Source organism: Streptomyces sp. NPDC057963 (assembly GCF_042887155.1).
GTDB lineage: Bacteria > Actinomycetota > Actinomycetes > Streptomycetales > Streptomycetaceae > Streptomyces.
Window position 1 is genome coordinate 529798 of record NZ_JBHVPX010000003.1, and the last position, 25919, is coordinate 555716.

General features: G+C 71.4%; 25 protein-coding genes. 11 read left to right on the forward strand and 14 right to left on the reverse strand.

Annotation, left to right across the window (positions count from 1 at the left end):
• Positions 1-313 precede the first annotated feature (313 nt).
• From ACFVT1_RS09355 to ACFVT1_RS09365, 3 genes are all read left to right on the forward strand, one after another.
• Positions 314-445, forward strand: coding sequence for a hypothetical protein (locus ACFVT1_RS09355; protein ID WP_351827172.1), 132 nt, complete (start codon positions 314-316; stop codon positions 443-445).
• 15 nt (positions 446-460) lie between these two features.
• The gene (locus tag ACFVT1_RS09360; protein ID WP_389793770.1) at positions 461-1228 is read left to right on the forward strand and encodes a DUF4239 domain-containing protein; all 768 of its coding nucleotides are present in this window, start codon (positions 461-463) and stop codon (positions 1226-1228) included.
• Positions 1229-1403: 175 nt separating this feature from the next.
• A complete protein-coding gene (locus tag ACFVT1_RS09365; protein WP_389793771.1) occupies positions 1404-1937 on the forward strand; it encodes a hypothetical protein in 534 nt (177 codons plus the stop codon).
• Positions 1938-2122: 185 nt separating this feature from the next.
• On the opposite strand, the gene ACFVT1_RS09370 is transcribed toward ACFVT1_RS09365, so the two are convergent.
• A complete protein-coding gene (locus ACFVT1_RS09370; RefSeq protein ID WP_389793772.1) occupies positions 2123-2965 on the reverse strand; it encodes a polysaccharide deacetylase family protein in 843 nt (280 codons plus the stop codon).
• A gap of 165 nt (positions 2966-3130) precedes the next feature.
• Here ACFVT1_RS09370 and ACFVT1_RS09375 point away from each other — a divergent pair, with 165 nt between their 5' ends.
• From ACFVT1_RS09375 to ACFVT1_RS09385, 3 genes are all read left to right on the forward strand, one after another.
• A complete protein-coding gene (locus ACFVT1_RS09375; RefSeq protein ID WP_389793773.1) occupies positions 3131-3592 on the forward strand; it encodes a universal stress protein in 462 nt (153 codons plus the stop codon).
• 109 nt (positions 3593-3701) lie between these two features.
• Positions 3702-5150: an amino acid permease gene (locus tag ACFVT1_RS09380; RefSeq protein ID WP_389793774.1), complete on the forward strand. Its 1449-nt coding sequence runs from the start codon at positions 3702-3704 to the stop codon at positions 5148-5150.
• Between the two features lie 214 nt (positions 5151-5364).
• The gene (locus ACFVT1_RS09385; protein ID WP_389793775.1) at positions 5365-5931 is read left to right on the forward strand and encodes a sigma-70 family RNA polymerase sigma factor; all 567 of its coding nucleotides are present in this window, start codon (positions 5365-5367) and stop codon (positions 5929-5931) included.
• Here ACFVT1_RS09385 and ACFVT1_RS09390 read toward each other — a convergent pair.
• Complete coding sequence (locus ACFVT1_RS09390) at positions 5865-6062, reverse strand: zf-HC2 domain-containing protein (protein WP_389793776.1); 198 nt, start codon at positions 6060-6062, stop codon at positions 5865-5867. The genes ACFVT1_RS09385 and ACFVT1_RS09390 overlap by 67 nt on opposite strands.
• Positions 6063-6187: 125 nt before the next feature.
• Between ACFVT1_RS09390 and ACFVT1_RS09395 the strand changes: the two genes are divergently transcribed.
• On the forward strand, positions 6188-6706 hold the full coding sequence (locus tag ACFVT1_RS09395) for a hypothetical protein (RefSeq protein ID WP_389793778.1): 519 nt from the start codon (positions 6188-6190) through the stop codon (positions 6704-6706).
• Positions 6707-6724: 18 nt separating this feature from the next.
• On the opposite strand, the gene ACFVT1_RS09400 is transcribed toward ACFVT1_RS09395, so the two are convergent.
• The 10 genes from ACFVT1_RS09400 to ACFVT1_RS09445 form a co-directional block, all read right to left on the reverse strand.
• Positions 6725-7915, reverse strand: coding sequence for a sensor histidine kinase (locus tag ACFVT1_RS09400; RefSeq protein ID WP_389793779.1), 1191 nt, complete (start codon positions 7913-7915; stop codon positions 6725-6727).
• Positions 7912-9393 (reverse strand): cation acetate symporter, encoded by a 1482-nt coding sequence (locus ACFVT1_RS09405; protein WP_389793780.1) that lies wholly within the window; start codon positions 9391-9393, stop codon positions 7912-7914. The genes ACFVT1_RS09400 and ACFVT1_RS09405 overlap by 4 nt, the downstream gene beginning before the upstream one ends.
• The gene (locus tag ACFVT1_RS09410; protein WP_389793782.1) at positions 9390-9752 is read right to left on the reverse strand and encodes a hypothetical protein; all 363 of its coding nucleotides are present in this window, start codon (positions 9750-9752) and stop codon (positions 9390-9392) included. The genes ACFVT1_RS09405 and ACFVT1_RS09410 overlap by 4 nt, the downstream gene beginning before the upstream one ends.
• 65 nt (positions 9753-9817) lie before the next feature.
• Complete coding sequence (locus ACFVT1_RS09415) at positions 9818-10570, reverse strand: LytR/AlgR family response regulator transcription factor (RefSeq protein WP_389793783.1); 753 nt, start codon at positions 10568-10570, stop codon at positions 9818-9820.
• 108 nt (positions 10571-10678) lie between these two features.
• Positions 10679-11539, reverse strand: a complete 861-nt coding sequence (locus tag ACFVT1_RS09420; RefSeq protein WP_389793784.1) for an Fpg/Nei family DNA glycosylase — start codon at positions 11537-11539, stop codon at positions 10679-10681.
• A 36-nt stretch (positions 11540-11575) separates the two neighbouring features.
• Positions 11576-12430 (reverse strand): amidohydrolase family protein, encoded by an 855-nt coding sequence (locus ACFVT1_RS09425; RefSeq protein ID WP_389793785.1) that lies wholly within the window; start codon positions 12428-12430, stop codon positions 11576-11578.
• Between the two features lies 1 nt (position 12431).
• Entirely contained in the window at positions 12432-12743 is a 312-nt protein-coding gene (locus ACFVT1_RS09430; RefSeq protein WP_362203067.1) for an L-rhamnose mutarotase, read from the reverse strand.
• A gap of 1 nt (position 12744) precedes the next feature.
• A complete protein-coding gene (locus ACFVT1_RS09435; protein ID WP_389793786.1) occupies positions 12745-13740 on the reverse strand; it encodes an aldo/keto reductase in 996 nt (331 codons plus the stop codon).
• 146 nt (positions 13741-13886) lie between these two features.
• On the reverse strand, positions 13887-15278 hold the full coding sequence (locus ACFVT1_RS09440) for a wax ester/triacylglycerol synthase family O-acyltransferase (protein ID WP_389793787.1): 1392 nt from the start codon (positions 15276-15278) through the stop codon (positions 13887-13889).
• A 205-nt stretch (positions 15279-15483) separates the two neighbouring features.
• The gene (locus ACFVT1_RS09445) at positions 15484-17550 is read right to left on the reverse strand and encodes a SpoIIE family protein phosphatase (RefSeq protein WP_389793788.1); all 2067 of its coding nucleotides are present in this window, start codon (positions 17548-17550) and stop codon (positions 15484-15486) included.
• Between the two features lie 261 nt (positions 17551-17811).
• On the opposite strand from ACFVT1_RS09445, the gene ACFVT1_RS09450 reads away from it, so the two are divergent.
• Positions 17812-19179, forward strand: a complete 1368-nt coding sequence (locus ACFVT1_RS09450; protein WP_389793789.1) for an FAD-dependent oxidoreductase — start codon at positions 17812-17814, stop codon at positions 19177-19179.
• A gap of 97 nt (positions 19180-19276) precedes the next feature.
• Here ACFVT1_RS09450 and ACFVT1_RS09455 read toward each other — a convergent pair whose 3' ends face one another.
• Positions 19277-20329, reverse strand: a complete 1053-nt coding sequence (locus tag ACFVT1_RS09455; protein WP_389793790.1) for a chitinase — start codon at positions 20327-20329, stop codon at positions 19277-19279.
• 336 nt (positions 20330-20665) lie between these two features.
• On the opposite strand from ACFVT1_RS09455, the gene ACFVT1_RS09460 reads away from it, so the two are divergent.
• Genes ACFVT1_RS09460 through ACFVT1_RS09470 form a run of 3 tightly spaced genes read left to right on the forward strand, consistent with a single transcriptional unit; the run spans position 20666 to position 23515 of the window.
• On the forward strand, positions 20666-21520 hold the full coding sequence (locus tag ACFVT1_RS09460) for a YndJ family protein (protein WP_389793791.1): 855 nt from the start codon (positions 20666-20668) through the stop codon (positions 21518-21520).
• Complete coding sequence (locus ACFVT1_RS09465) at positions 21517-22041, forward strand: DUF1990 family protein (RefSeq protein WP_389793792.1); 525 nt, start codon at positions 21517-21519, stop codon at positions 22039-22041. The genes ACFVT1_RS09460 and ACFVT1_RS09465 overlap by 4 nt, the downstream gene beginning before the upstream one ends.
• A gap of 37 nt (positions 22042-22078) precedes the next feature.
• Positions 22079-23515 (forward strand): lipase maturation factor family protein, encoded by a 1437-nt coding sequence (locus ACFVT1_RS09470; RefSeq protein WP_389793793.1) that lies wholly within the window; start codon positions 22079-22081, stop codon positions 23513-23515.
• Here ACFVT1_RS09470 and ACFVT1_RS09475 read toward each other — a convergent pair.
• Positions 23493-25859 (reverse strand): alpha-L-fucosidase, encoded by a 2367-nt coding sequence (locus ACFVT1_RS09475; protein ID WP_389793794.1) that lies wholly within the window; start codon positions 25857-25859, stop codon positions 23493-23495. The genes ACFVT1_RS09470 and ACFVT1_RS09475 overlap by 23 nt on opposite strands.
• Positions 25860-25919 lie beyond the last annotated feature (60 nt).

Genomic DNA, 25919 nt, shown 5'->3' on the forward strand with positions numbered 1-25919 from the left:
CCCTGCCGCGGCGGACAGCTGCGCGTACGCCTCCATCGGTGAGGGCGGCGGGAATTCGGCGGTCGCCGTGTCGGGCAGCGGTCACTGCCACGCGGGCCCGTCGCCCGAGCCGACCCCACGACCCGCGCCGCCACCCCCGTCCCCGCCTCCTCCTGCCCCTCCGCCTCCTTCGCCTCCTCCACCGCCTCCACCGCCTCCACCGCCGTCGTCTCCCGCTCCGCCGCGACCGGAACCGGTCCTCGCGCCACCGCCTCCCTCACCCTCACCCTCGCCCCCGCCGTCCGTACGCGCTGCGCCTCCCGCGCCCCGGCCCGTGGCGCTGCCCACCTACCGCAAGCCGCCGCGCAAGGTCCCGCGGCGCGGCACCTCCCTGGTCACCCTCACCCTGCTGATCACGGCGCCCGCGGTGTTCGCCGTCGCCGTACTGCGTCCCCGCTCCCGATGACCTCCGGAGAAACCCATGTCGGAATGGCTTGTTCTCACCCTCGCGATGATCGCGGCCAGCGCCGTCGTCCTGACCATCGCCGTACTCAACAACCGCCGGGTCCGAGAGGATGACGACCCGTCCGAGACCCCTGACGTCATCGAGTACATGACGATGATGATCGGCGTGGTCTACGCGATCGTGCTGGGCCTCGCCATCGCGGGTGTCTGGGAGGGCCGCGGCTCCGCCCAGGAGTACGTACGCCAGGAGGCCCAGGCCCTGCACGAGGTGAGCGTCCGCTCCGCCGTCTACCCGGCCGAGGTGCGCAAGCGCATCCGCGCCGATGTCGACGCCTACGTGCACTTCGTCGTCCACGACGAGTGGCGGTCGATGACCGAGCACGGCTCACTCGACGACGAGGGGTCCCGGCTCCTCGCCCGGGTGCGCGCCGATGTCACCGGCTACCATCCGAAGAACGACCACGAAGGGCAGGCATATCAGCCACTGGTCGACGAGGTCGCCGCGGTCGACGACGCGCGCAGCGCGCGCGGGCAGAGTGCCGGTGCGACGATGCCGGGCGTGGTCTGGTTCGGCCTGATCGTCGGGGCGCTGGTGACCGTCGGGCTGATCTTCACGCTGCAGATCCGCAGAACTTTCCGCGAACTGCTGCTGGCCGGGCTCTTCAGCGTCCTGATCGCCTTTCTCCTCTTTCTGATCTGGGACTTCGACTCCCCCTTCGGCCGGGGCATCTCGGCCACCGCGGCACCGTTCCTCGACCTGTTCCCCGGTGCGGCGGGCGGATAGCGGTCCCACGGGGTGCGCGCGGTGCGCCGCTCGGGGGAAACCGGTGCCCCGGGCGGCGCACTCCGATCGCCGGTGAAATGTACGGCTTCTAGCGTGTGGCCCGTCGAGGCGCATTTCTGACGCTTTGTGGAAAACCGTTCCGCACCTGCTCCTCGGGGAACCGGAGGATTCACCCATGCGTGCCATAGGCGCCGCACCCGTCGCCCTGCTCGGCGCCGCCGTTCTCACCCTGACCGCTCCGGCCGCGACCGCATCGGCCGAGACGTCGGGAGGCGCGCCCTCCGCGACCGGATACACCGTCACTCCGTCGGTGATCGCGCCGGGGAGCCAGGTCACCCTGGCCGCCCGGGGGTGCTCCACAACCGCAACGGCCGGCTCCGGAGTATTCGACACGGTCACCATCCCCAGGGGCGGCACCGCCGCGGCCACGGTCGACCGGGACGCGAGACCCGGCGCCGCCTACGAGGTGACATTCATCTGCAACACGTCGCCGGGTGCCACGGCGAAGGTCGGTCTCACGGTCGGCACGCCCTCCGCCGCCCCCACCGCGAGCGCCCCGGTCGCTCCGGCCGGTGCGCGGGGCGGAGTCGGCGGTGGCATCGACCGGATGAACACCGCGCAGGTCGCCGCAGGAACGGCGCTGGCGGTGGTCACGGCCACCGTCACCATCTACGTGGTGCGCCTGCGCAAGGAGAGCCGCCCGCACTGAGAGCAGGGCAGTGCGGTCCGATACGCCCGTCGCCCCGGGTCCTGTCGCAGGACTCGGGGCGACGGGCGTATCGGACCGGTGCCACCCGTTCGCCCTTCCCCGGTCGCCGCCCGGCAGGCAGCCGCCGGACCCGGCGGTCCGGCCGCGTCCGGCCGCGCCGCGGCCCCTGCGTGCCGGCCGCGCGCTCACCGCCGCCGCGGCACCGTGATCCGGTAGCCCTCGTCGAGCAGTTCGGGCAGATACCGCCGCAGCGCGGACACACTCTGCGAACGGTTGCCTCCCGCGTCGTGCGACAGCACCACGACGCCGGGCGCCGCCCCCTTCCGGACCCTGCGCACGATCGTCCCGGAACCGGGTTCGGTCCAGTCCAGCGTGTCGAGGGTCCAGGCCATCGGCTCCATGCCCAGCTCGGCGCCGATCTCGAAGGAGTTCCGGTTCCATGCTCCGTAGGGCGCCCGGTACCAGAACGGCGGAGTGCCGGTGGTCTTCTCGATCACCTCACTGGTGGTGCCCAGCTCGTCGCGGACACCGGCCCGGGAGAGCCGGGTGACCAGGGGATGGGTCCAGGAGTGGTTGCCGATGGTGTGACCGTCGGCGGCGATCGCGCGCACCAGGTCCGGGTACTCGTCGGCCATCTCCCCGCAGACGAAGAACATCGCGCGGACGTCGTACTTGCGCAGCGTGGCGAGGATGCGGGGGGTGTAGAGCGGGTCGGGCCCGTCGTCGAAGGTGAGCACCATGGCGTGCCCGATCTCGGACAGTTTCTCGAAGGGCCTGGTGCGGACGGGTGGCGCCGCGGGCCGGAAACGGGGCGGGGAGCCCGCGGTCATGGGCTGGAGCCGGTGGGCGGAGGGCAGCTCCCGGCGGACGGCCGGGGGGCCGGCAGCCCCCTCCGGGAGCTCTGCGGCGGGCCGGAACGGCGCCCCGGCCGGATCCGCGGCGATCACGCGTACGGCACCGGCGGTGCCGAGTCCGGCGGCCAGTCGCAGCAGCGCCCTGCGTCCCGGCAGCCTCTGGTCGTTTTTCATGACCAACTGCTCGCACGCCGTCCGGCCCGATCCGGTCAACGACACCGGCCACGGGGGGTTTTGCACCCAATGGGAGGACCGCGTCCGTGGCAACCGGCAGCTCCGTCCCGGACCGGGCCGCAGCCCGGGGCGGAGCCCGCGCCGGGAGCGGATAGCCTCACTGCCGTGACAGACCAGCACCCTCACCAGTTCGAACGTGGCACAGACGGCCCGAAAGTGATCGTCTCCGGCCTCGACGGCTCCGATTCCTCCATGCGTGCCGCCGCGTACGCGGCGGGCCTCGCCCGTCGGCAGGGGGCCGTGCTCGCCCTCGTCTACGTCCAGCCCGTGCTGCCTGCGGGGGCCGCGCTCGGCGCACCCGTCGCCGATGCGACCGGCGAGGTCGCGGAGGAGCTGGTGAACGAGATCCGGCAGGCGACGGAGCGGATGAAGGACATATGGGATGTGCGCTGGGAGTTCCACACCTTCCGCGGTGACCCCTACAACGGACTCGTGACGGCGGCGGACGAGCTGAAGGCCGACGCCGTCGTGGTGGGAGCGTCGGAGTCCGCCGGGCACCGGTTCATCGGTTCGGTGGCGATCCGGCTGGTGAAGGCGGGCCGCTGGCCCGTCACGGTGGTCCCGTAGCCGTCGCGGAATCGTCACCTCCGCCCGACGGCACGCCGTCTTCCGCACCGGCCCCGGCTGGGCCATCATGAGCGCCCGTCAGGGACAGCCGTCAGCGGAGAGGTGACTCATGGCTAGGCTCCGAGTGGGCGAGGGTGTACTGCGCCGCAAGCCGATCGAGCAGATCGACGAGAAGGGGCCGGCGGGGGACGTCACCACCCAGCTCACCAGAACGCTCGGGTTGTGGCAGCTCACGGCGATCGGCGTGGGCGGGATCATCGGCGCGGGCATCTTCACCCTCGCCGGCACGGTGGCGAACGGCACCGCCGGGCCCGCGGTGCTCGTCTCCTTCCTGATCGCGGGTGTGGCGAGTGCGGCGGCCGCCTTCAGTTACGCGGAGTTCGCGGGTCTGATTCCGAAGGCCGGTTCCGCGTACACCTACGGATACGCGGTGCTCGGCGAGCTGGTGGGCTGGTTCATCGGCTGGGACCTGCTGCTGGAGTACACGGCGATCGTCGCCGTGGTCGCGATCGGGATCTCCGGCTACTTCAGCTTCCTGCTCGGGGAGATGGGGCTCGACGTGCCGAAGTGGATGCTGGGCGCGCCCGGCACCGGGGACGGCCATCGGGTGGACCTGTTCGCCGCGCTGCTCTGCCTGCTCGTGGCGTACCTGCTGACCCTCGGCATCAAGAACGCGGCCCGCTTCGAAACGGTCGTGGTCGTCCTGAAGGTGCTGGTCGTGCTGCTGGTCATCGGTGTCGGCATGTTCCACATCGACACCGCCAACTACCACCCCTTCTTCCCGTTCGGGGTGAGCGGCGCGTTCACCGGTGCGGCCACCGTGTTCTTCGCGGTGTTCGGGTACGACGCCATGTCGACGGCGGCCGAGGAGTCCAAGGACGCCCAGCGGCACATGCCGAAGGCGATCCTGTACTCCCTCGGCATCTCCATGGTGCTGTATGTGGCGGCTTGTCTCGTGCTGACGGGGATGCAGAGCTACAAGGAGATCAATCCGGAGTCCGGTTTCTCCACGGCCTTCAAGTCGGTGGGGCTCAGCCGGCTCGCCGATGTGATCGCGGTGGGTGCGATCATCGGCATCCTCACCGTGATGTTCACCTTCATGCTCGGCGTGACCCGGGTGTGGTTCTCGATGAGCCGCGACGGGCTGCTGCCGAAGTGGTTCGCCAAGACCCACCCGACCCGCCACGTGCCGACCCGGGTGACCTGGATCGTCGGCGCGGCATCGGCCGTGATCGCCGGGTTCCTCCCGATCGGTGAGGCCGCCGAGCTGACGAACATCGGCATTCTGCTGGCGTTCGTGGTGGTGTGCATCGCGGTGATCGTGCTGCGCTACAAGCAGCCCGAGCTGCCGCGTACGTTCCGCACCCCCGGCATGCCGTTCGTACCGGCTCTGGGTGTGGTCTTCTCGATCTGGCTGATCACCTTCCTCCAGTGGCAGACGTGGGTGCGGTTCGTGGTGTGGTTCCTGGTCGGTCTCGTGATCTATTTCGGCTACTCGTACCGGAAGTCGGAGATGGCGAAGACACCGGAGGCGGGTACCGGAACGGGAACGGGCTGACCGGGCGCCCGCACCGGCACCGCACCGCCCGCTGCCCGCCCCGAACGGGCGACGGCCCCGGCAACCGCCCGACCGTTCACCGCACCATTCGCCGCACCGTGCGACCGCTCGTCGCACGGTGCCGCCCCCCGCCTGTTCCCCGGCTCCGCGATGCGTTCGGATACGGCAGTCGGCAGCGAAGCGGCAGGGGCCTCCGCGGAGAAGGGCGTTCACGATGACCACGACGACCGACGAGCGGACCCTCGCGGATCTCCAGCGGGAGCACGGCCCCGCGCTGTTCCACTTCTTGCTCGGGCTGACCTTCGGCGACCGGCAGCGGGCCGAGGACCTCCTCCAGGAGACGCTGGTGCGGGCCTGGCAGCATCCGGAGGCCTTCGACGCCCCGTACGAGTCGATGCGGCCCTGGCTCTTCACCGTCGCGCGGCGTCTCGCGATCGATGCGCGCCGGTCGCGGCAGGCCCGGCCGGCCGAGGTCGGCGATGCCGTGCTGGAGGCCGCCGCGAGCGAGGAGGACACCGCCGAGGCCGCGGTCTCGGCCCTCGACGTGCGTGATGCGATACGCACCCTCAGCCCGGAACACCGTGCGGTCCTCGTCCAGATGTATTTCCGCGGGCTGAGCGTGGGCGAGACGGCTCGGGCTCTCGGTATTCCGGCGGGCACGGTCAAGTCCCGGTCCTACTACGCGCTGCGTCAGCTCTCCCGCAGCCTGCCGGGCTACTCCAGCAGGTCCTGCTCGCCCAGCAGGGCGAGGAGCGAAACGGCTTCCGCGACCTCCACGTAATCGGCGGCGCAGCGGTCGCAGCCCAGCAGGTGGCGGGAGACCGCGCGGGTCTCGCCGACCGTGAGCGCGTCGAGCACATAGGCGCCGAGCAACTGCCGCACGTGCGGGCCCTCCCCGGGATCGGCCGTCATCGCATCCTCACGTCGTGGACGGATCCGGTCGTGACGGATCCTGTCCTTCTGGCCACGCGGAGCGCGCTCCCCCGGTTCAATGCTCCGTGAAGCCCGGTGCCGAGAAGAGGAAGGGGCGGGACGGGATGCGCCCGGAACGTCAGGACGGAACCAGTGGGGGCGGGCAGCTGCTGGTCCCGATGGCCTGGATGTACGCCGAGTACCTCGCCGACGAGCTGCTGCGGACGGGCGATCTGATGGAGCCCTCCACGCTGGAGTACCGCGCGGGCCGCGACGCGCTCGCGCTCACCATCTTCCTCTCCGACGACGGGGTGGACGCCGCGCTGCCCGCGGCCCGGATGGACGAGCTGCGGCTGCTGACGGCGTACGGGGCGGCCTGGCGCGGCTGGGTCTGCGAGCGGCTCGATGCGCCGGGGGCGGCGGGGCCCGCGCCCCGTAGCACGGATCCCGACCTGGCGCTGGCCCGCGCCGCCTGGCGGTGGCTGGAGGAGACCGAGCTGCTCGCGGCCGACCTCGATGCGCTGGGTCCGCCGCGCTGGGAGCCGGTGGGCGAGGGGACGGAGGCGGAGGAGGCGGCCCAGGTGTGGACGCCGGCCTGGCAGCTGGGGCTGCCGCTCGGGCATCTGGCGGTCCATCTCCACTGAGCGCCCCCGGCCGTCCGGTCAGGAACCGTGCACTCCCGCACGGTACTTCGGCAGCCGTACGGTGATCTTCATCCCGGCGCCGATGCCGGTCTCGATGACGAGCCCGTAGTCGTCCCCGTACACCTGGCGCAGCCGTTCGTCGACGTTCAGCAGCCCGATTCCGGTGGAGTGGCCGCCCTCTCCGCGCAGGATGTGGCGCAGGCGTTCCGGGTCCATCCCGGTACCGTCGTCCTCGATGACGACCTCGGCCTCGGAACCGGCGTCGAGAGCGCTGATGGTGATGCGGCTGCGGGTGACGGCTCCTTCGAGGCCGTGTTTGACGGCGTTCTCGACGAGGGGCTGGAGGCAGAGGAACGGCAGGGCGACGGGCAGCACCTCGGGGGCGACCTGGAGGGTGACGGCGAGCCGTTCGCCGAAGCGGGCCCGTACCAGTGCCAGGTACTGGTCGATGGAGTGGAGTTCGTCGGCGAGGGTGGTGAAGTCGCCGTGGCTGCGGAACGAGTAGCGGGTGAAGTCGGCGAATTCCAGCAGGAGTTCGCGGGCCTGCTCGGGGTCGGTGCGGACGAACGAGGCGATGGCGGCGAGTGAGTTGAAGATGAAGTGCGGGGAGATCTGGGCCCGCAGGGCCCTGATCTCGGCCTCGATGAGCTGCGTGCGGGAGCGGTCGAGTTCGGCGAGTTCCAACTGGACGCAGACCCAGCGGGCCACCTCTCCGGCCGCTCTGGCCAGTACGGCCGATTCGCGCGGGGCGTAGGCGATGAGGGTGCCGAGGACCCGGTGGTCGACGGTGAGGGGTACGGCCACGGCCCAGCGCAGCGGGCAGTCGAGGTCGTCGCAGTCGCTGGAGAAGGCGGTGTCGCGGCCGCTGGCGAGGAGGCCCCGCACCTGGTCCATGACATGACGGCCGTGGTGTTCGCCCGTGCCGTCCCAGACGAGCACCCGGTCGCGGTCGGTGAGGCAGAGGGCTTCGGTACCGAGCAGGGAGCGGAGCCCGCGGGCGGATTTGCGGGCGCTTTCCCCGGTGAGTCCGGCGCGCAGCGGGGGCGCCGCGAGCGAGGCCGTGTGCAGCGTCTCGAAGGTGGCGTGCTCGACGGGTGTTCCGACGTCGCTGGTGCGGACCGGGCGGACGGTGCGGCGGCCGAGCAGGAGTCCCGTGCCGAACAGCAGGACGGCGAGCAGGACGAGTACGGCGCACCCGGCCCCGGTCATCGGTGCCTCCCGGAAGTCAGGGCTTCCGGCAGGTGGAAGCGGGTCATCGCGGCGTTCGTGCCGGGCGGTATCCGGCCGGGGGTGGCGAGGGACACCAGGACCATGGCGAGGAAGCCGACCGGAACCGACCACACGGCGGGCCAGGCGAGCAGGGCGTGCGGCCAGCCGGGCGGTCGGACCGCGCCGCTGACGGTGATGGCGACGGACAGGAACGCGGAGCCGCCGCCGAGCAGCAGTCCGGCGATCGCACCGGGCGGGGTGAGCCGCCGCCACCAGATGCCGAGGACCAGCAGCGGGCAGAAGGAGGACGCGGAGACGGCGAACGCCATCCCCACCGAGTCGGCCACCGGCACCCGGCTGACCACCAGCGAACCGGCCAGCGGTACGCACATGGCGAGGACGGTGGCGAGCCGGAAGTGCCGCACCCCGCGCGACGGGAGCACGTCCTGGGTGATGACGCCGGCGACGGCCATCGTGAGCCCGGAGGCGGTCGACAGGAACGCGGCGAAGGCGCCGCCCGCGATGAGCGCGCCGAGCAGATCCCCGCCGAGCCCGCCGATCACCCGGCCGGGCAGCAGCAGCACGGCGGCGTCGGCTTCCCCGCCGTGGATGAGTTCCGGGGCATACAGCCTGCCCAGCGCGCCGTAGACCGGCGGCAGCAGGTAGAAGGCGCCGACGAGGGCAAGGACGGCGACTGTCGTGCGGCGGGCGTCGCGGCCGTTGGGGCTGGTGTAGAAGCGGACGACGACATGGGGCAGGCCCATGGTGCCGAGGAACGTCGCGACGATCAGTCCGTAGGTGGCATACAGCGGATGGTCGGCGCGGAAGGCGGAGAGCTGTTCGTCGAAGGTGACGCGGGGCTGCCCGTCGCCGTGCCAGGCGAGCACCAGGAAGACGGCGGGGACGAGGAGTGCGGTCAGCTTCAGCCAGTACTGGAAGACCTGCACAAAGGTGATGGACCGCATGCCGCCGGCGGCGACGGCGATGACGACGACGGCCGCGACGAGCACATCGCCGAGCCGGCCGGGCGCGCCGGTGAGGATCTTGAGCGTCAGTCCCGCGCCCTGGAGTTGCGGGACGAGGTAGAGCCAGCCCGCCGCGACGACGAACACGCTCACCAGTCTGCGCACCTGCCGCGATTCCAGCCGTCCCTCGGCGAAGTCGGGCAGGGTGTACGCCCCCGAGCGGCGCAGCGGTGCGGCGACGAAGACCAGCAGCACCAGGTAGCCCGCGGTGTATCCGACCGGGTACCAGAGCATGTCCGGGCCGTGCACGAGGACCAGGCCCGCGATGCCAAGGAAGGAGGCGGCGGAGAGGTATTCGCCGCTGATGGCCGCGGCGTTGAGCCGGGGCCGTACGGTGCGCGAGGCGACGTAGAAGTCGGAGGTGGTGCGGGAGATGCGCAGCCCGAAGCCACCGACGAGGACGGTCGCGACCACGACGGCGGCGACGGCCGAAACCGCGTACGTACGGCTCACTGTGCGGGGCGGCCTTCCACGAGCCGGGCGAAGTCGCGCTCGTTGCGCTCGGCTCTTCGCACGTACCACCAGGCGGTCAGGGTCAGTGGCGGATAGGCGGCGAACCCGAGGACCGCCCAGACGAGCGCGGCGCTGTGCAGGGCCTCGAAGACCAGCGGCAGCGTGCCGACGACCACGGCGAGGACGGTGAACGCGGTCAGTCCGGCCCGCAACTGACTGCGCATCAGTGAACGGACGTACGCACCGCCCAGTGCGGTCTGCTCGTCGATCTCCGACTGGGTGCGGTAGCGCGGCAGCGGGCGCACCCGCCGGGGCTCCCCCGTCACCACTTCGCGCCGGGGCGTTGGCTCTGCGGACATGGGCCCGGAGTGTACGCAGCACCGGACCACCCTGGGAAGAGGTTTCGAGCGCGGGTACTCCCTGGTCAGCGGCCGGTCCGGCGCATCAGCAGATCGCGCAGCGCGCGGGCGTGGCGACGGCTCACGGCGAGCTCGGCGGTGCCGATGCACACGCTCATGCTGCCCGCGTCGAGGCGGAGTTCGTCGATCCGGCCCAGGGCGACGAGATGGCGCCGGTGGATGCGTACGAAACCGCGCGAGCGCCAGCGTTCCTCCAGGGTGGTGAGGGGGACGCGGACGAGGTGGCTGCCGGTGGCGGTGTGCAGCCGGGCGTAGTCGCCCTGGGCCTCGGCGTAGGCGATGTCGTCGATCGGGATGAACCGGATCACCCCGCCGAGCTCCACCGGTATCTGGTCGTTCGCGGTGTCGAGTACGGGTGCGGAGCGGTCGCCGACCTGTTCGGCGACCCGGCGGACCGCTTCGGCGAGGCGTTCTCGGCGGACCGGTTTGAGGACGTAGTCCACGGCTTTGAGGTCGAAGGCCTGGACGGCGAAGCCCTCGTGCGCGGTGACGAAGACGATGAGCGGGGGTGCGGCGAATCCGGCGAGCAACTGGGCTACGTCGAGGCCGGTGAGGCCCGCCATGTGGATGTCGAGGAAGACGACGTCGATGGCCGACGGGTCGTCGGGGCCCGCCTCGACGGCGCTGCCGATCCGGCGCAGCGCCTCGGTGGCCCCGGTGGCGCCCTCGGCACTGCGGATGCGGGGATCGGCGCGCAGGAGGTAGAGGAGTTCCTCCAGGGCGGGTTCTTCGTCGTCGACGGCGAGTACGCGCAGCATGGGCCGGAGTTTAAGGTCTGCCGGGGGTGGCGGGCGGCGGTTCGCGCGGTCGGCGGCCGCGCTGCCCGTGGTGGACGGCGGCCGCTGGGGCCCACCCGCCGGACCGGGCTACTTGAGCAGTCGGGACAGGCGCCGGTCGGCCAGCAATCTGCCACCGGTCTGGCAGGTCGGGCAGTACTGGAGCGAGGAGTCGCTGAAGGACACCTCCCGGATGGTGTCCCCGCAGACCGGGCACGCCTCGCCGGTGCGTCCGTGGACCCGCATCCCGCTCTTCTTCTCCGCCTTGAGCCTTCCGGCCGCCGGTCCGCAGGAGCGTGCGACCGCGTCGCGGAGTGTCGTGCGCAGCGCGGTGTGGAGCCGGGTGATCCCGTCGTCGGTGAGGTTCGCGGTGAGCAGGTACGGCGACATCTTCGCGGCGTGCAGGATCTCGTCGCTGTAGGCGTTGCCGATGCCCGCGATCAGGGACTGGTCGCGCAGGGCTCCCTTGATCCGGCGGCGTTCCCCGGAGAGCAGTGCGGCGAAGGCGTCCCGGTCGAAGGAGTCGTCGAGGGGGTCGGGGCCGAGGCGGGCGATGCCGGGCACCTCGGCCGGGTCGTGCACCAGGTGCACGGCGAGGCGTTTGGTGGTGCCCGCCTCGGTGAGGTCGAAGCCGTCGCCGCCGGTGAGGACGGTACGCAGCGCCAGGGGTCCCTTGCCGGGACGCGGCGGCGCGGCGGGGAAGCTGTCCTTCCACCGCAGCCGGCCGGCCCGGGCGAGATGGGTGATCAGGTGCAGCGGGCCGACGCCGATGTCCAGGAACTTGCCGTGCCGGGCGATGTCCGTGACCGTTCCGCCGTGCAGGGTGGTCAGCGGTGGGTCGTACGTCTTGAGGACGCTGACGGTGAGCGGCAGGACGCGGTCGATCTCCCTGCCGACGAGATGGTCGTCGAGGAAGACCCGCAGGGCTTCGACTTCCGGCAGTTCGGGCATGGTTCCAGACTGCCGGATGCGTCGGCGGGGCGCCTGTCAGAGGCCGTACACCCGCTCGGCGGTGGCGGCGAGGACGCGGTGCCGCTCGTCCTCGGTGAGGCTGTCGGTCAGGGTGCGCGCCGTGTCGACGACCTCCGCGTACGTCGCGGCGAGCCGGCACACCGGCCAGTCCGAGCCGAACATCAGCCGGTCGGGCCCGAAGGCGTCCAGGACGGTGTCCGCGTACGGGCGCAGATCGTTCACCGTCCAGGACCGCATGTCGGCCTCGGTGACCAGACCGGAGAGCTTGCACACGGTGTTGGGGCGGGCGGCGAGGGCCCGCAGGTCGTCGGCCCAGGGGTGCAGTTCACCGGAGGCGACGGGTGGTTTGCCGGCGTGGTCGAGCACGAAGGTCAGTCCGGGCAGCAGGGCGGCGGCCTGGACGGCGGCGGGCAGCTGGTGGGCCCGGACGACGAGGTCGTAGACGAGCCCCGCGTCGGCGACGGCGCGCAGTCCGCGCCGGACGTCGGGGCGCAGCAGCCACGCCGGGTCGGGTTCGCCCTGGACCTGGTGGCGGATGCCGACGAGCCGGTCGCCGCCCGGGAGTTCGCGCAGCGCGGCGAGGGTCTCGCCGACGTCCGGCGCCGTCAGGTCGCACCAGCCGACGACGCCTGCGACGAGATCGCTGCCGTGGGCGAGGGCCAGGAATTCGGGGGTTTCACCGGGGACGGTGACGGTCTGGACGAGGACGGTGGCGCAGACCCCCGCGGCGCGGGCCTCGGGCTCCAGGTCGGCGAGGGCGAAGGTGCGCCGGAGCGGGGCGAGTTCGTCGCCGGTGATCCAGTCCTGGTCGCGTACCGACAGGTCCCACACATGGTGGTGGGCGTCGACGATCCGTTGCCGGCCGGTCATGTCACAGCTCCCAGGCGACCGGGAGACCGGCTTCGGTACCGTCGGGCGAGTAGTCGTGCGCGACATCGAGGAGCTCGGCCATCCTGGCCTGCCAGGCGACGTTGACCGGGAGTTTCTCCAGTTCGGCGAGGAGTGCGGCGTAGTCCTCGCAGTCGATGACGTGGAAGAGGTCGGTGCCGCTGCGCCAGATCGTCCAGGAGGTGGCGCCCGCCGCGCGGATCGCGGTGGTGAGCTCGTCGGGGACCTCGCGGTGCGCGGCCTCGTACTCCGCGACGCGGTCGGCGCGGACCTTGGTGTGCAGGGCGATTCTCATGTCAGTGTCCGTCCTCGGTCAGCAGGCCCTCGGCGCGCAGTTCGTCCCAGAGTTCGTCCGGGATCCCGCGGCGCAGCAGGGCGGCGGCGTCGCGCACCTCGTCCGGGGAGCGGGTGCCGACGAGCACCCCGGCGACGGCCGGGTGCGCGAGCGGGTAGTGGAGGGCGGCGGCCCGGAGCGGGACGCCATGGCCCTCGGTGACGGCCCTGATCCGCAGCGCCCGGTCCAGCAGGGCGAGCGGCGCGGCCGTGTAGTCGTACGTGGCACCGGGGCGCGGGTCGGCGAGCAGTCCGGAGTTGAAGACGCCGCCGACGACCACGCTGCGGCCGCGAGCGGCCGCCTCGGGCAGCAGCTCGGCGAGGGCGGACTGGTCGAGGAGGGTGTAGCGGCCCGCGCAGAGCACCACGTCGACGTCGGTGTCGCGCAGGAAGCGGGTGAGCATCGCGGTCTGGTTCATGCCGGCGCCGATGGCGCCGATCATCCCCTGTGCGCGCAGCTTCTCCAGCTCCGGGTAGGCGTCGCGGAACGCGGCCTCCGCGTGGTCGTCCGGATCGTGCAGATAGGCGATGTCGATGCGGTCGAGGCCCAGCCGTCGCAGGCTGTCCTCGATGCTGCGGCGTACGCCGTCGGCGCTGAAGTCCCAGCGGCGGCGGTGGGTGGCCGGCACGGCGAAGCCCTCGGAGAGCCCGTCGCACACGCTCCCCGCGGCGGTGGCGGTGTCGGCGGTCGACGGGTCCAGCACCCGTCCCACCTTGGTGGACAGGACATACGCGTCGCGGGGTCTGCCGCGCAGGGCCTCGCCCAGCCGCCGTTCGGAGAGGCCGAGTCCGTAGTGCGGCGCGGTGTCGAAGTAGCGGATGCCCTCGTCCCAGGCGGCGTCCACGGCGGCCGCCGCCTGCGCGGGGTCGACGGCGCTGAAGAGATTGCCGATGGCGGCCGCTCCGAAGGACAGCTCGGTGACCTCGACCGCACTGCTTCCCAGCCTGTTGCGCCGCATGCTTCCGCCGCCCTCCCCAGTGATCACTTCCTGCACACAGCGAATATTCATCGGATCACTTGGGCACGTCAACACTCCGGACACCACGAACTGCGGCAATTTTCCGGGGAGCTATCCGATCTATGGCCGATCGGGACGTGGACCGCTCAGCAGGTCGGCAGCAGGGCGAGCAGGTCCGCCACCTCGTCACCGGCGCAGTTCGCCAGCCGCTCCAGATCGGGCAGCGCCTTGCCGTCGGCCACCAGCCCGACCTGGACCCGGCCGCCGTACGTGGACAGGGCGACGGCCAGGGACTGGCCGCGGGCCAGCGGCGCCATCGGGTAGACGGCGCGCAGCGGGCAGCCGCCGAGCGAGAGCGCCGAGCGCGGCAGGGGCACGCTGGTGACCAGGACGTCGAAGAGCATCCTGGCCGCGTTCCCGGCGATGGGCGCGCCGAAGCGGTGGGCCAGCGAGGGCAGTTGATCGGCGAGCACGGCCACCGCCCCGGCACCCCGGAAGGGTCCCGCGGACTTGTTGCGGTCCATGGCGGTACGGACGGCGCGGAGCCGATTCCAGGCATCGGGTTCGGAGACGGGGAGTCCGAGCAGGTAGGCGGAGAGCTTGTTCCCGGTTGCGGCGGCCTGGCCCGGTCTGCGGCGGGAGACCGGCACCAGGGCGCGCGGGTCCTCGGCCGGCAGCGATTCTCCGCGCTCCAGCATCCAGCGGCGGAGCGCCCCGGCGACGACCGCGAGCAGGACGTCGTTGGTCGTCCCCCCGGCGGTGCGGCGGATCCGCTGGATCGCGTCGAGGTCCAGGTCCGCGGTGGCCAGCCGCCGGGTTCCGCTGGAGCTCGCGGTGAGCGCGGGCGCGCCGCGCAGATCGAGACGGCTGGCCCGCACCATGGAGGCACCGACGCCGAACGCCCGCCCGAGATCCTCGATCCGGCCCAGCGCGAGCCCGGCGACCTGGCGCGGGCCCGGCATCCAGGAGCGGGGCGGGACCGCGCGCGCCCGGCGGGTGGGCATGCCGCTGCGGGCACGTCCGGCGACGGAGGCGATCTCGTCGAAGATCCCGGCGCCGATGGCGACCGCGCGCATTCCGTCGGCGAGAGCGTGGTGGAGCTTGACGAGTACGGCGAAGGGGCCGCCGCCGGCGCCGCCGATCACGTACATCTGCCAGGGCGGCAGCCCCCGTTCGAGTGGCCGCTCCATCAGCTCGCCCGCGAGCCGGGTGGCCCCCGCCATGAATCCGTCGTCCCCGCCGCCCGACTCCGCCCCGGTCAGCCGCGCCCACGCGATGTGCCGCCGCACATCGAAGTCCTTGTCCGCGAACCAGGCCGCGCCGCCGACCGGCAGCAGGACGTCCCTGACCCGCATCCGCAGCCGCGGAATCACGGCAGCGCGGCTGCCCAGCAGTTCCAGCACGGTCTCCGGGCCGACGCGGTGCGCCGGGTCGGGCGCCGGGGAGAACACGGCGAGCGCACCGAGGTGCATGGGATGGGCATCGGATTCAAGGTGCCAGAAGGCCAGGTCGAGGGGGGTCAGCAGCTCAGTGCCCAACGGATCCTCATGTCATCGAAAGACAGAACTGACGGAGTCGCAGTCAATCGCTTGCGATCGGTTACGGTCAAGCACAGACATGTTACGTTCTGTTACTGTCGAGTAGTGCTCAGCCCCCGTCGGACAGCGCTCGGCATCCCGCCATCCGAGCTCGCCGTCCCGTCATTCGCGCTCGGAATCCAACGGCATTCGCGTTCGGCATCCGTCATTCGCGTTCGGGAATGACGAATTCGCACCACACGCACTTGCCGCCGCCCCGCGACTCCACACCCCAGAGATCCGCCAGCCGGTCGACCAGCATCAGCCCCCGCCCGGAGACCCCGGCCTTCCCCGCGTCCCGGCGCCGGGGCAGCGCGCTGGAGCGGTCCTCGACGTCGACCCGCAGGCGCCGCTCGGGCCCGGTGAGCGCCCGGATCGTGACGATCGCCCCGCCGTCGGTGTGCATCAGCGCATTGGTGATCAGCTCGTCGGCGGCCAGCTCGACCTCGTCGGCCCTCGTCCGGGCGCCCCAGGCCCGTACCGCCGCCCGGATCATGTGCCGCGCGGCGCTCAGCGCCTCGGGATCCCCCTGGGCGACGTGCTGCTGGAGCCTGCCGCCCGGCTGGGGTGCGTGAGCGACGTTGCGGCCCAGCAGGAGGACCGCCACGTCGTCCTCGCCGCCGCGCCCGTCGACCTCTTCGCAGAGCCGGTCGGCCAGCTTCTGGAGGTCCCGCGGGCCGTTGCGCACCATGGACGTCAGCAGGTGGATCCCCTCGTCGAGATCCGCGCCGGGCAGCTCCACCAGCCCGTCGGTGAACAGCACCAGCGTCTGACCGGGGTCCAGCTCGATCGTGCCGACCGGGTACTCCAGCCGCCCGAACTCGGCGGAGAGCCCCAGCGGCAGCCCGCCCTCCGCGAACAGCCTGCGGCAGCCGCCGTCCGCCTCGCGCATCAGCGGATCGACATGACCGGCCCGGACCAGCTGCACCACTCCGGTCGTCAGGTCCACCTCGGCATAGGTGCAGGTGGCGAAGCGGTCGGTGTCCAGCTCGTGGAGGAAGACGGAGGCACGGGCCATCACCGTGGCGGGGCTGTGCCCCTCGGCCGCGTACGCCCGCAGCACGATGCGCAGCTGTCCCATGACGGCCGCCGCGTGTGTGTCGTGTCCCTGCACATCCCCGATGACGGCTCCGACCCGGCCGCCGGGCAGCGGGATGACGTCGTACCAGTCGCCCCCGATGTCCCGGCCCAGCCGGGCCGACCGGTACCGGACGGCGACCTGGGCCCCCGGCACCTCGGGGATCCGGCGCGGCAGCATGGCCTGCTGGAGGCCCTCGGCGAGATCGTGCTCCTGCTCGTACAGCATGGCCCGCTGCAGGCTCTGGGCGATGGAGCTGCCGAGCGCGACGAGCAGATTGCGTTCGTCGCCGGTGAAGCCGTCCTTGTCGCTGTAGAGCAGCCCGAGCGCGCCTATGGGCCGGGCCTGGGCGATCAGCGGCAGATACGCGGCGGACGTGATGCCGAGGTGGCTGATGTGCGGCCAGAGAATCGGGTACGAGGCGGCGAAATCCGTGGCGGACTCGATGAAGCGGGGCGCGAGCGTGCGCACCACCTCGCTCATCGGGTACTGCTCGTCCGTCCGGGTGTACCGGGTGCCGGGGACGAACGAGCCCTCCGGCCCGTCCGCGACCAGGTGGATGCGCCCGGCCTCGATCAGCCCCACGACCAGGCTGGTCGCACCGAGATGCGCCAGGCCCCGGGAGTCCTTCAGCACCTCGATGACGTCCCCGACGGTCCGGGCGTGGGCGAGTGCGGCCGTGGTGCCCTCCACCAGGCTGGTACGGCGCTGCCGCTCCATGTCCAGTTCCCGGCGGGCCGTCGAGTCGGCCAGCTCCTGGGTGGCGTCGCGGACGATCCCGATGATGCGATGGGGGCGGCCGGTCCCGTCGCGCCGGATGAAGCCCTGGGTGTGGGTCCAGCGCAGCGTGCCGTCCCGTCTCAGGATCCTGAAGTACGCGCCGTAGTTCCGCTGCCCGCTCTTGAGCGCCTGCGCGACCATGGCATCGAGCCGGACGCCCTCGTCCGGCGGCACCCGCGGCGCGATCGACTCCGGCCGGTCGTCGTACTCCTCGGCCCGCAGGTCGAACACCTCGAGCGCGGGACGGTCCATGTGCATCAGGCCACTGTCGAGGTCCCAGTCGAAGCTGCCCATACGGTTCAGGGCGAGACTGAGATCCGGGTGGGCGGGCCAGTCGTCCGGGAGTGACAGGGCACCCACTACCCGATCATCCATGTGGGTCACTCTGCCATCATCTGTCCGATTCTTCGAGCGAACCCGGCGCCGTCGGGAGATTCCGGCGCCACGCGTTCGGGGACGCTCCACGCCCCGTGCCGGGCACCGGGCGGCGCCGCTCGGGAGCGCCCGGAGGGGCGCCCGCCCGGAGGGCGCAGGTCAGCAACGGTTACCGTGTCTCGTGGAGCACGGTAAGCCCATCCTTACTTCTACCCTGCGCCGCACTGCCCGCGTCAGCCCGTTCTAAGGACCTGCAACTCCATGACCCGCCCCGTCCGCGTCGCCATAGTCGGAGCCGGCCCCGCCGGAATCTACGCTGCGGACGCGCTGCTGAAATCCGAGGCCGCACAGGACCCGGGTGTCTCGATCGACCTGTTCGAGCGGATGCCCGCCCCCTTCGGCCTGATCCGCTACGGGGTGGCCCCCGACCACCCCCGGATCAAGGGCATCGTCCAGGCGCTGCACCAGGTGCTGGACAAGCCGCAGCTCCGGCTGTTCGGCAACGTCGACTACCCCGCCGACATCGGCCTGGACGACCTGCGGTCCTTCTACGACGCGGTGATCTTCTCCACCGGCGCCGACGCGGACCGCGCGCTCGACATCCCCGGCAGCGGCCTGGACGGCTCCCACGGCGCGGCCGACTTCGTCTCCTGGTACGACGGGCACCCGGATGTGGCACGCACCTGGCCCCTGGAGGCGGAGAAGGTCGCCGTGCTCGGAGTGGGCAATGTGGCCCTGGACGTGGCGCGCATACTCGCCAAGACGGCGGACGAACTGCTGCCGACCGAGATACCCGCGAACGTCTACGAGGGCCTGAAGGCCAACAAGGCCCTGGAGGTGCACGTCTTCGGGCGCCGCGGTCCCGCGCAGGCCAAGTTCAGCCCGATGGAGCTGCGCGAGCTGGACCACTCGCCGAACATCGAGGTCATCGTCAACCCCGAGGACATCGAGTACGACGAGGGTTCGATCCAGACCCGGCGCGGCAACAAGCAGGCCAACATGGTCGCCTCCACGCTGGAGAACTGGGCCATCCGCGACGTGGGCGACCGGCCGCACAAGCTGTTCCTGCACTTCTTCGAGTCCCCGGCGGAGATCCTCGGCGAGGACGGCCGGGTCGTCGGTCTGCGCACCGAGCGGACCGAACTGGACGGCACCGGGAACGTCAGGGGCACCGGGTGCTTCACCGACTGGGACGTCCAGAGCGTCTACCGCGCGGTCGGCTACTACTCGCAGGAGCTCCCGAAGCTCCCCTTCGACGTGGCCTCCGGCACCGTCCCGCACGCCGCGGGGCGGGTCGTCGACGGCGCGGAGCACCTGCCGTCGGTGTACGTCACGGGGTGGATCAAGCGCGGCCCGATCGGCCTGATCGGCCACACCAAGGGCGACGCCAACGAGACGGTCGCCTGCCTTCTGGAGGACCACGCCGCGGACCGGCTCCCCACCCCGGAGCGACCCGAGCCGGAGGCTGTCACCGCCTTCCTGGAGGAGCGCGGCGTCCGCTACACCACCCGCGACGGCTGGTACCGCCTGGACGCGCACGAGCGGGCGCTGGGCGCGGAGCAGGGGCGCGAACGGATCAAGGTCGTGGAGCGCAACGCCATGCTGGACGCTTCCGAGCCCCGCTCCTGACGGGACGGACCGACGGACCGACCGGCCCGCCGCCGCGGCGGCGGGCCGCAGGCGCGGCTCCGCCCGCCTCGGCGGAGCCGCCCGGCTCGCGATGCGTTCAACGGCCCTGCAACGCCTTGACGTTGTCCCCGAACGTCCACCCCTTCGACCCGTCCCAGTTGAGGGACCAGGTCATCAGGCCCTTGAGGCCGCCGTTGTAGTGGTTCCACGCCTGCGACACCTGACTCGGCGCCAGGTAGCCTCCTCCGGCCCCCGGTTGGGCCGGAAGTCCCGGCACCTGCTTGTCGTAGGGGACCTTGATGGTGGTGCCCTGGACGACGAGTCCCTTGTTGAGGCAGTCCGTCTGCGCGGTGAACCCTTCGACCGTGCCGGCGGAGTACGAGTCACCCGCGCACCCGTACATGCTGCCGTTGTAGTACTGCATGTTCAGCCACCACAGGCGGCCGTTGTCCGCGTACTTCTTCACGATCGGCAGGTAGGCGCCCCAGATCGAGCCGTACGTGATGCTCCCGCCGGTGACATAGGCCGTCTCGGGCGCCATCGTCAGACCGAAGTTCGAGGGCATCCGCGCGAGCACACCGTCGATGATGCGGATGAGGTTGGCCTGTGCGGTGGACAACTGGTTGATGTTGCCGCTGCCGGTCAGCCCGGTCTCGATGTCGATGTCGATGCCGTCGAAGTTGTACTTCTTCAGGATCGGGACCACCGTCTCGACGAACCGGTCGGCGACGGCGCTGGAGCCGAGGTCGATACCGGCGGTCGCGCCGCCGATGGACATCAGGGTGGTGAGTCCGGCACCCTTCGCCGCGCACATCTCGGCCGGGGTCGGAACCTTCACCGTCGAGTCCATCCCGTCCTCCCACTGGACGGTGCCGTCCGAGAGGATGACGGGGAAGGCCGCGTTGATCACGTTGTAGCCGTGGCCCGCGATGCGGCTGTCGGTGACCGGGATCCAACCGAGGGGCGGGTGCACGCCGTTGGACGCGCCGTCCCAGTTCTCCCAGTACCCCTGGAGCACCTTTCCCGAGGGCTTCGACTTGACCGCGCAGGTGTCCTCCTGGGCGGCGCTCGATGTCGCGCCGACCAGCATCTGCACGACACATGCCGCCGCGAGGCCGAGCCCCAGCAGGCGCGATGTCCGACCGATCATGGTCCGTTCCCTTCCGGACGAAGCGGTGAATGTCATGATCCTGACAAATTCTTCGAACATGAGGCCGCGAACGTCCGCATGCCGCGATCCGCCCAACGTAGGTTGGTCCAGACCTTTCGTCAATGGGTCTGGACCAAAGGCGGATGCCGCTCGACGGAGGCCACTCGATGGAGGCCGGCTGCGAGTGACGCCGCGGCCGGCGACGACCCCCCGGCACGGCATCCCGTCACCGACGTTCCTCCATCCCCGCCCCACGGCCTCTCTTGAACACGTTCAAGAGAGGCCGTAGAGTCATCGCCGAGCACACTTGAACGCGTTCAAGTCGGGGGAATGCCGATGTCGGTCCTTGTCAATGCCATCGTGATGCTGGGCATGCTCGTGGTGATCCCCGCGGGGCTGCGGCTGGTCGGGGCCTCCGAGCTGGACCGGATGCGCCGTCTGTGGCCGCTCTTCGCCGTGCCCGGCGCCGTCGCCCTGTGGCTGCCGCGCGGCCTGCCCGCCACCGCCCTGGCGGTCTGCTACGCGCTCGGGGCCGTGCTCCTCGCCCTGCACGCTCCGCCCCGGCTGCTCCGCAACCTCATGACGTCCGCGGTCCGCGCCGCGGCACCTGCCGAGATCGCCCTGCTCACGGCCCTGGTCGCCCCCTCGATCGCCGCCACCGCACTGGTCGCGGAACGCTCGGGGCACACACTCTTCGGCTTCGGGCTCGGCATCCTCGCGCTGACCGTGCCGCACTTCCACTTCGCCGGGTTCGCCGCCGCGCTGGTCGCGGGACTCGTCTGCCGGGTCGCCGACAGCGCCGCGGGAAGATTCGCCGCGCTGAGCGTGCCCCTGGGCACCCTGTCCGTCCTGATCGGCTACTTCGTCGGGGACTGGGCCGAACTGGCCGGAGCGGTCGTCCTGACCGCGGGAATGTGGACCGTCGCCCTCCTCACCTGGCGATCGATCCGCGGCGGACGACAGGACCGGATCACCCGGCTGCTGCTCGCCACCTCGTCCGCCGTGCTCGTGGCCACGATGGCGCTCGCGCTGAGCTGGGCCCTCGGCGAGGCCACCGGGCTCCCGCACCCCACACTGACCTGGATGGCCGCCACCCACGGCCTCGGCAACGCCCTGGGCTTCGCACTCTGCTCGGTGCTCGCCCTGCAGCGGCTCCAGAACCGTACCGATCACGAAGGCAGGACCGCATGAGCGCCCTCACCTATCCCGAGGTCGGAGCCACCCGCCTCGGCCCGCTCCCCGACGGATACCACCACCTCCACCACCGGGCCCGGGTCGGGCGCGGCCGTGCCGACTTCGAGGCGGCGGGCGCGGCGGTCACCGGCTGGCGCATGCACCGGATCAGCGGGGCTGCCGTCCGCGCGTCGGCGGCGCGCGCCGAGGCCGGGGTCCGCGTCCGGGTGTCGCTGGGCGTCGGCCCGATCCGGTTCACCGCGCCCTGCCGGGTCGTCTGGGCGGCGTACGAGCAGGACCGCATCGGTTTCGCCTACGGGACCGAGGTCCGGCACCCGGAACGCGGCGAGGAGTCCTTCGTGGTGGAGCTGGCGGACGACGGGACGGTGTGGTTCACCGTCATGGCGTTCAGCCGCCCGGCCGCGTGGTACACCCGGCTTGCGGGCCCCCTCGTACCGGTGGCTCAGCGGTGGTACGCCCGGCGGCTCGGCACCACACTGCGCCGCATCGTCGGCGAGGGCCGCACCGAGCGCGTCTGAAGGGCCGGGCCGGGCCACCGGGCCGATACTGGAAGCGATGGAGTGGTTCACCGCAGACGGGTACTGGCTCAGCCGGCTGATCTTCCAACGGGCTCTCGCCGGTGTCTATCTGTTCGCCTTCCTCACCGCCGTGCTCCAGTTCCGGGCGCTGATCGGTGACCGCGGCATGCTGCCCGTACCCGACTTCCTGCGGCGCACCGACTGGCGCAGTGCGCCCGGCCTCTTCCGGCTCCACTACTCCGACCGCTTCTTCGCGCTCGTCTGCTGGACCGGCTGCGCGCTCGCCGTCGCCCTGCTCGCGGGGTTGGACTCGTACGTTCCGCTCTGGGCCGCGATGCTGCTCTGGGCGCTGCCCTGGGCGCTCTACCTCTCGATCGTCCAGGTCGGCCAGACGTGGTACAGCTTCGGCTGGGAGTCGTTGCTGCTGGAGACCGGCTTCCTCGCCGTGTTCCTCGGCAACGCGCACACGGCCCCGCCCGTCCTGGTGCTCTGGCTGCTGCGCTGGGTGCTGTTCCGGGTGGAGTTCGGCGCCGGGATGATCAAGATCCGCGGCGACGAGTGCTGGCGCAGGCTGACGTGCCTTTACTACCACCACGAGACCCAGCCGATGCCGGGACCGCTGAGCTGGTTCTTCCACCGGCTGCCGGGGCCCGTCCACCGGGTCGAGGTGGCGGCGAACCACGTCACCCAACTCCTGGTGCCGGTGCTCCTCTTCACTCCGCAGCCGGTGGCGAGCGCGGCCGCGGGGCTGATGATCGCCACCCAGCTGTGGCTGGTCCTCTCGGGGAACTTCGCCTGGCTGAACTGGGTGACGATCACCCTCGCGCTGTCCGCCGTCGACTGGTCCCTGTTCACCCGGCCGCCGGCGCAGTCCGCACCGCCCCTCTGGTACGAGATCGTCGTCCTCGCGGTCACGGCGCTGGTGGTGTTCCTCAGCTACCGCCCGGCACGCAACCTGGTCTCCCGGCACCAGGTGATGAACCGCTCGTTCGACCCGCTGCATCTGGTCAACACCTACGGCGCGTTCGGCAGCATCAGCCGGGTCCGGCTGGAGGTCGTGGTCGAGGGCACGGACGAGCGGGTGCTCCACGACGGCACGGTGTGGCAGGAGTACGGCTTCCGCGGCAAGCCGGGCGATCCGCGCCGGCTGCCCCGTCAGTTCGCCCCGTACCATCTGCGGCTCGACTGGCTGATGTGGTTCGCGGCGCTCTCCCCCGCGTACGCGGCCCCCTGGTTCGGCCAGTTCGTGGAACGGCTGCTGGAGAACGACCGGGACACCCTGCGGCTGCTGCGGCACAACCCGTTCCCCGGCACCCCGCCCGCGCATGTCCGCGCCAGGGTGTACCGCTACCGGTACACGACCTGGCGCGAACTGCGGGCCACCGGATGCTGGTGGCACCGCACCCGTGTGCGGGACTTCATGCCCCCCGTCTCGCTCGGCCCGTCCTGGCTCAGCCCGACCGGGCGACCTTGAACACCCAGGCGTGCTGTCCGGTCCTGCGGGCCGCCGCCGGTACGTCGATCACCAGCGAGCCGCCCGTGGTGCGCCAGCTGAGCGGCCGGTCGTGACCAAGCAGGGTGACCCGGTCACCGCTGCGGATCGGCACGGGGGCCTCGACGGTGAGGGTCGCGCCCGGTCGCGCCAGCGAGTGGATGTAGAACGCCTTGCCGGGCCGTACGGTGAACCGGAGATCCTCGCCCAGCTGCGGCATCCGCGCCCAGTAGGTGGTGTCGTAGACGGCCTCCCCGTTGGTCCTCAGCCACTCCCCCGTCTCGCGCAACCTGCGCTGCATGAGGGCGGGGATCGTACCGTCGGCCTTCGGGCCGATGTCGAGCAGGAGATTGCCGTTCTTGGAGACGATGTCGACGAGCGAGTGCACGATCTCCTCGGCCGTCATGTACTTCTCGTCCGGCGTCTGGGCGTTGTAGCCGTAGCTGAACGGGTCGAGGCCGCGGCTGGACTCCCACTTCGCGGTGACGATCCGGTCGTACGTCGTGTACTCGGGCGTGGTGAAGTCGTGCGGTCCGATCCCGGAACGGTTGTTGACGGTGACGTCGATCGGGCGGGCCCGGTTCTTGGCGTGGTTGAAGTACTCGGCCAGTACCCGGTGGCTGTCGTTGTCGCCGCCGATGTCGCACCAGAGGATCTCGGGGTCGTAGCCGTGGACCAGCTCCAGCATCTGCGGGCCCTGGAACTCGGTGACGTAGTCCTTGCCCGCGGTGTGCCCGGTGTACGGGACCGGCTCCAGGGTGTACGGGTTGCGCGGCGCGTGGCCCATCCACGGGTGGTCGGGGTTGAACCACTCGGGCATCGAGAAGTACAGCCCCCGGTGGAGTTCGGGGGTGTAGCGGCGCGAGGCGTCGAACAGTTCCTTGACGAGGTCTCGCTTCGGTCCCATCTTCACCGCGTTGCGGTCGGAGAGCTTGGTGTCCCAGAGCGCGAAGCCCTCGTGGTGCTTCGAGGTGAGGACGTGGTACTGGGCGCCGGCCTCCCGGAACAGCTCCACCCAGGAGCGCGGGTCGAAGCGCTCGGCGCGGAACCGCGGAATGAAGTCGTCGTAGGCGAAGGACTCGCCGTAGGTGTCGCGGTGATGGGTGTACGTGGGGTTGTTGGGATCCTGCATCTGGTTCCAGTACCACTCGGCGTACTGCGTGCCGACGGGTGCCCAGGCGGGTACGGAGTAGACCCCCCAGTGGATGAAGATCCCGAACTTCGCGTCCTGGAACCAGTACGGCGCCTGGTGGGTGGAGAGGGAGCCGTCCGTCGGTGCGTAGTCGGGGACGCCGAGGGTGAGCGAGCGCCGGACGGCGGCGGCCCGCTGCCCGCGCCCGTGTGCGACAACGTTGCCGTCCCGGGCGGTGCCGGGTGCGGTGCCGGGCCTGTTGCGGATGCCGATGCGGACGCGGGCCTCGTCGCCGGGGGCGAGCCGGGTGATACGGGCGGGGGCGACGGTCCGCGCCCCGGGCACGTCCACGGCGAGGGTGAGGCCGTCGGCGGCGAGGATGCCGACCGTGCCCGCGTTGACGACGGTGGCCTCGACGCTCTGGGCTCCGGAGTCCAGCAGCGACGTGGTGGAGTGGGCGTCGCGCAGCGCCAAGGCCCGTCCCTGGGCAGCCGGTTGGAGGGAGAGCGCGAAGACGTGCAGGGACGGCTTGCCGGCCTCGGCGGGCTGGGTGGCGGGAAGGGTGAGCGCGACGGCTTCCCTGGACGGGTCGAGCGCGATCTCGCTGACGGCGATGGAGACCTGGTGCTGGTCCTTGCCGCCGTCGGCCGTGTAGCGGTACGCGGCGGTGACGGCGCCGCTTCCGGCGTACCAGTCCGGGCCGCCGAGGACCGGGGTCGAGGTGGTGCCGTCGGCGTAGTGGACCGTGGCCCTGCCGGACGCTTCCCCGTAGCTGCACGCGGTGAGGAAGAGTCCGGAGAGATACCGGCCCGGCGGAAGGCCGATGCGCTGGCCGAGGGCGACGATGTTGTTCTTGGCACCTGCTCCCGAGGCGGGGAAGAGGAACGCGGTGCCGTTGATCTCCCGTTCGCCGGCCGGGAGTTCCTCACCGGGAAAGGTGTAGCCGGAGCCGTCGAAGTCGCCGCCGCGGGCGTCGGCGGTGTCGATGCCGTCGTTGTCGAACCACTCGTCGAGGGGCACGGGGACGGCCGCGGGGACGGTGCCCCAGTCGCCGTCGGGAGCACCGGTCTCCGTGTGCGCTTGTACGGCTCCGGTTCGCGGAGCCGCATCGGCGGTGGCGGGGGTGAGCAGGGCGGCGCCGACTGCCGCCCCTGCCGTCATTCCGAGTACATGGCGTCTGGGAAGTTCGGTCATGACATCCGATGATTGGATCGCGTCACGAACCTGTCAATGGAATCTTCCAGACGGAACGAA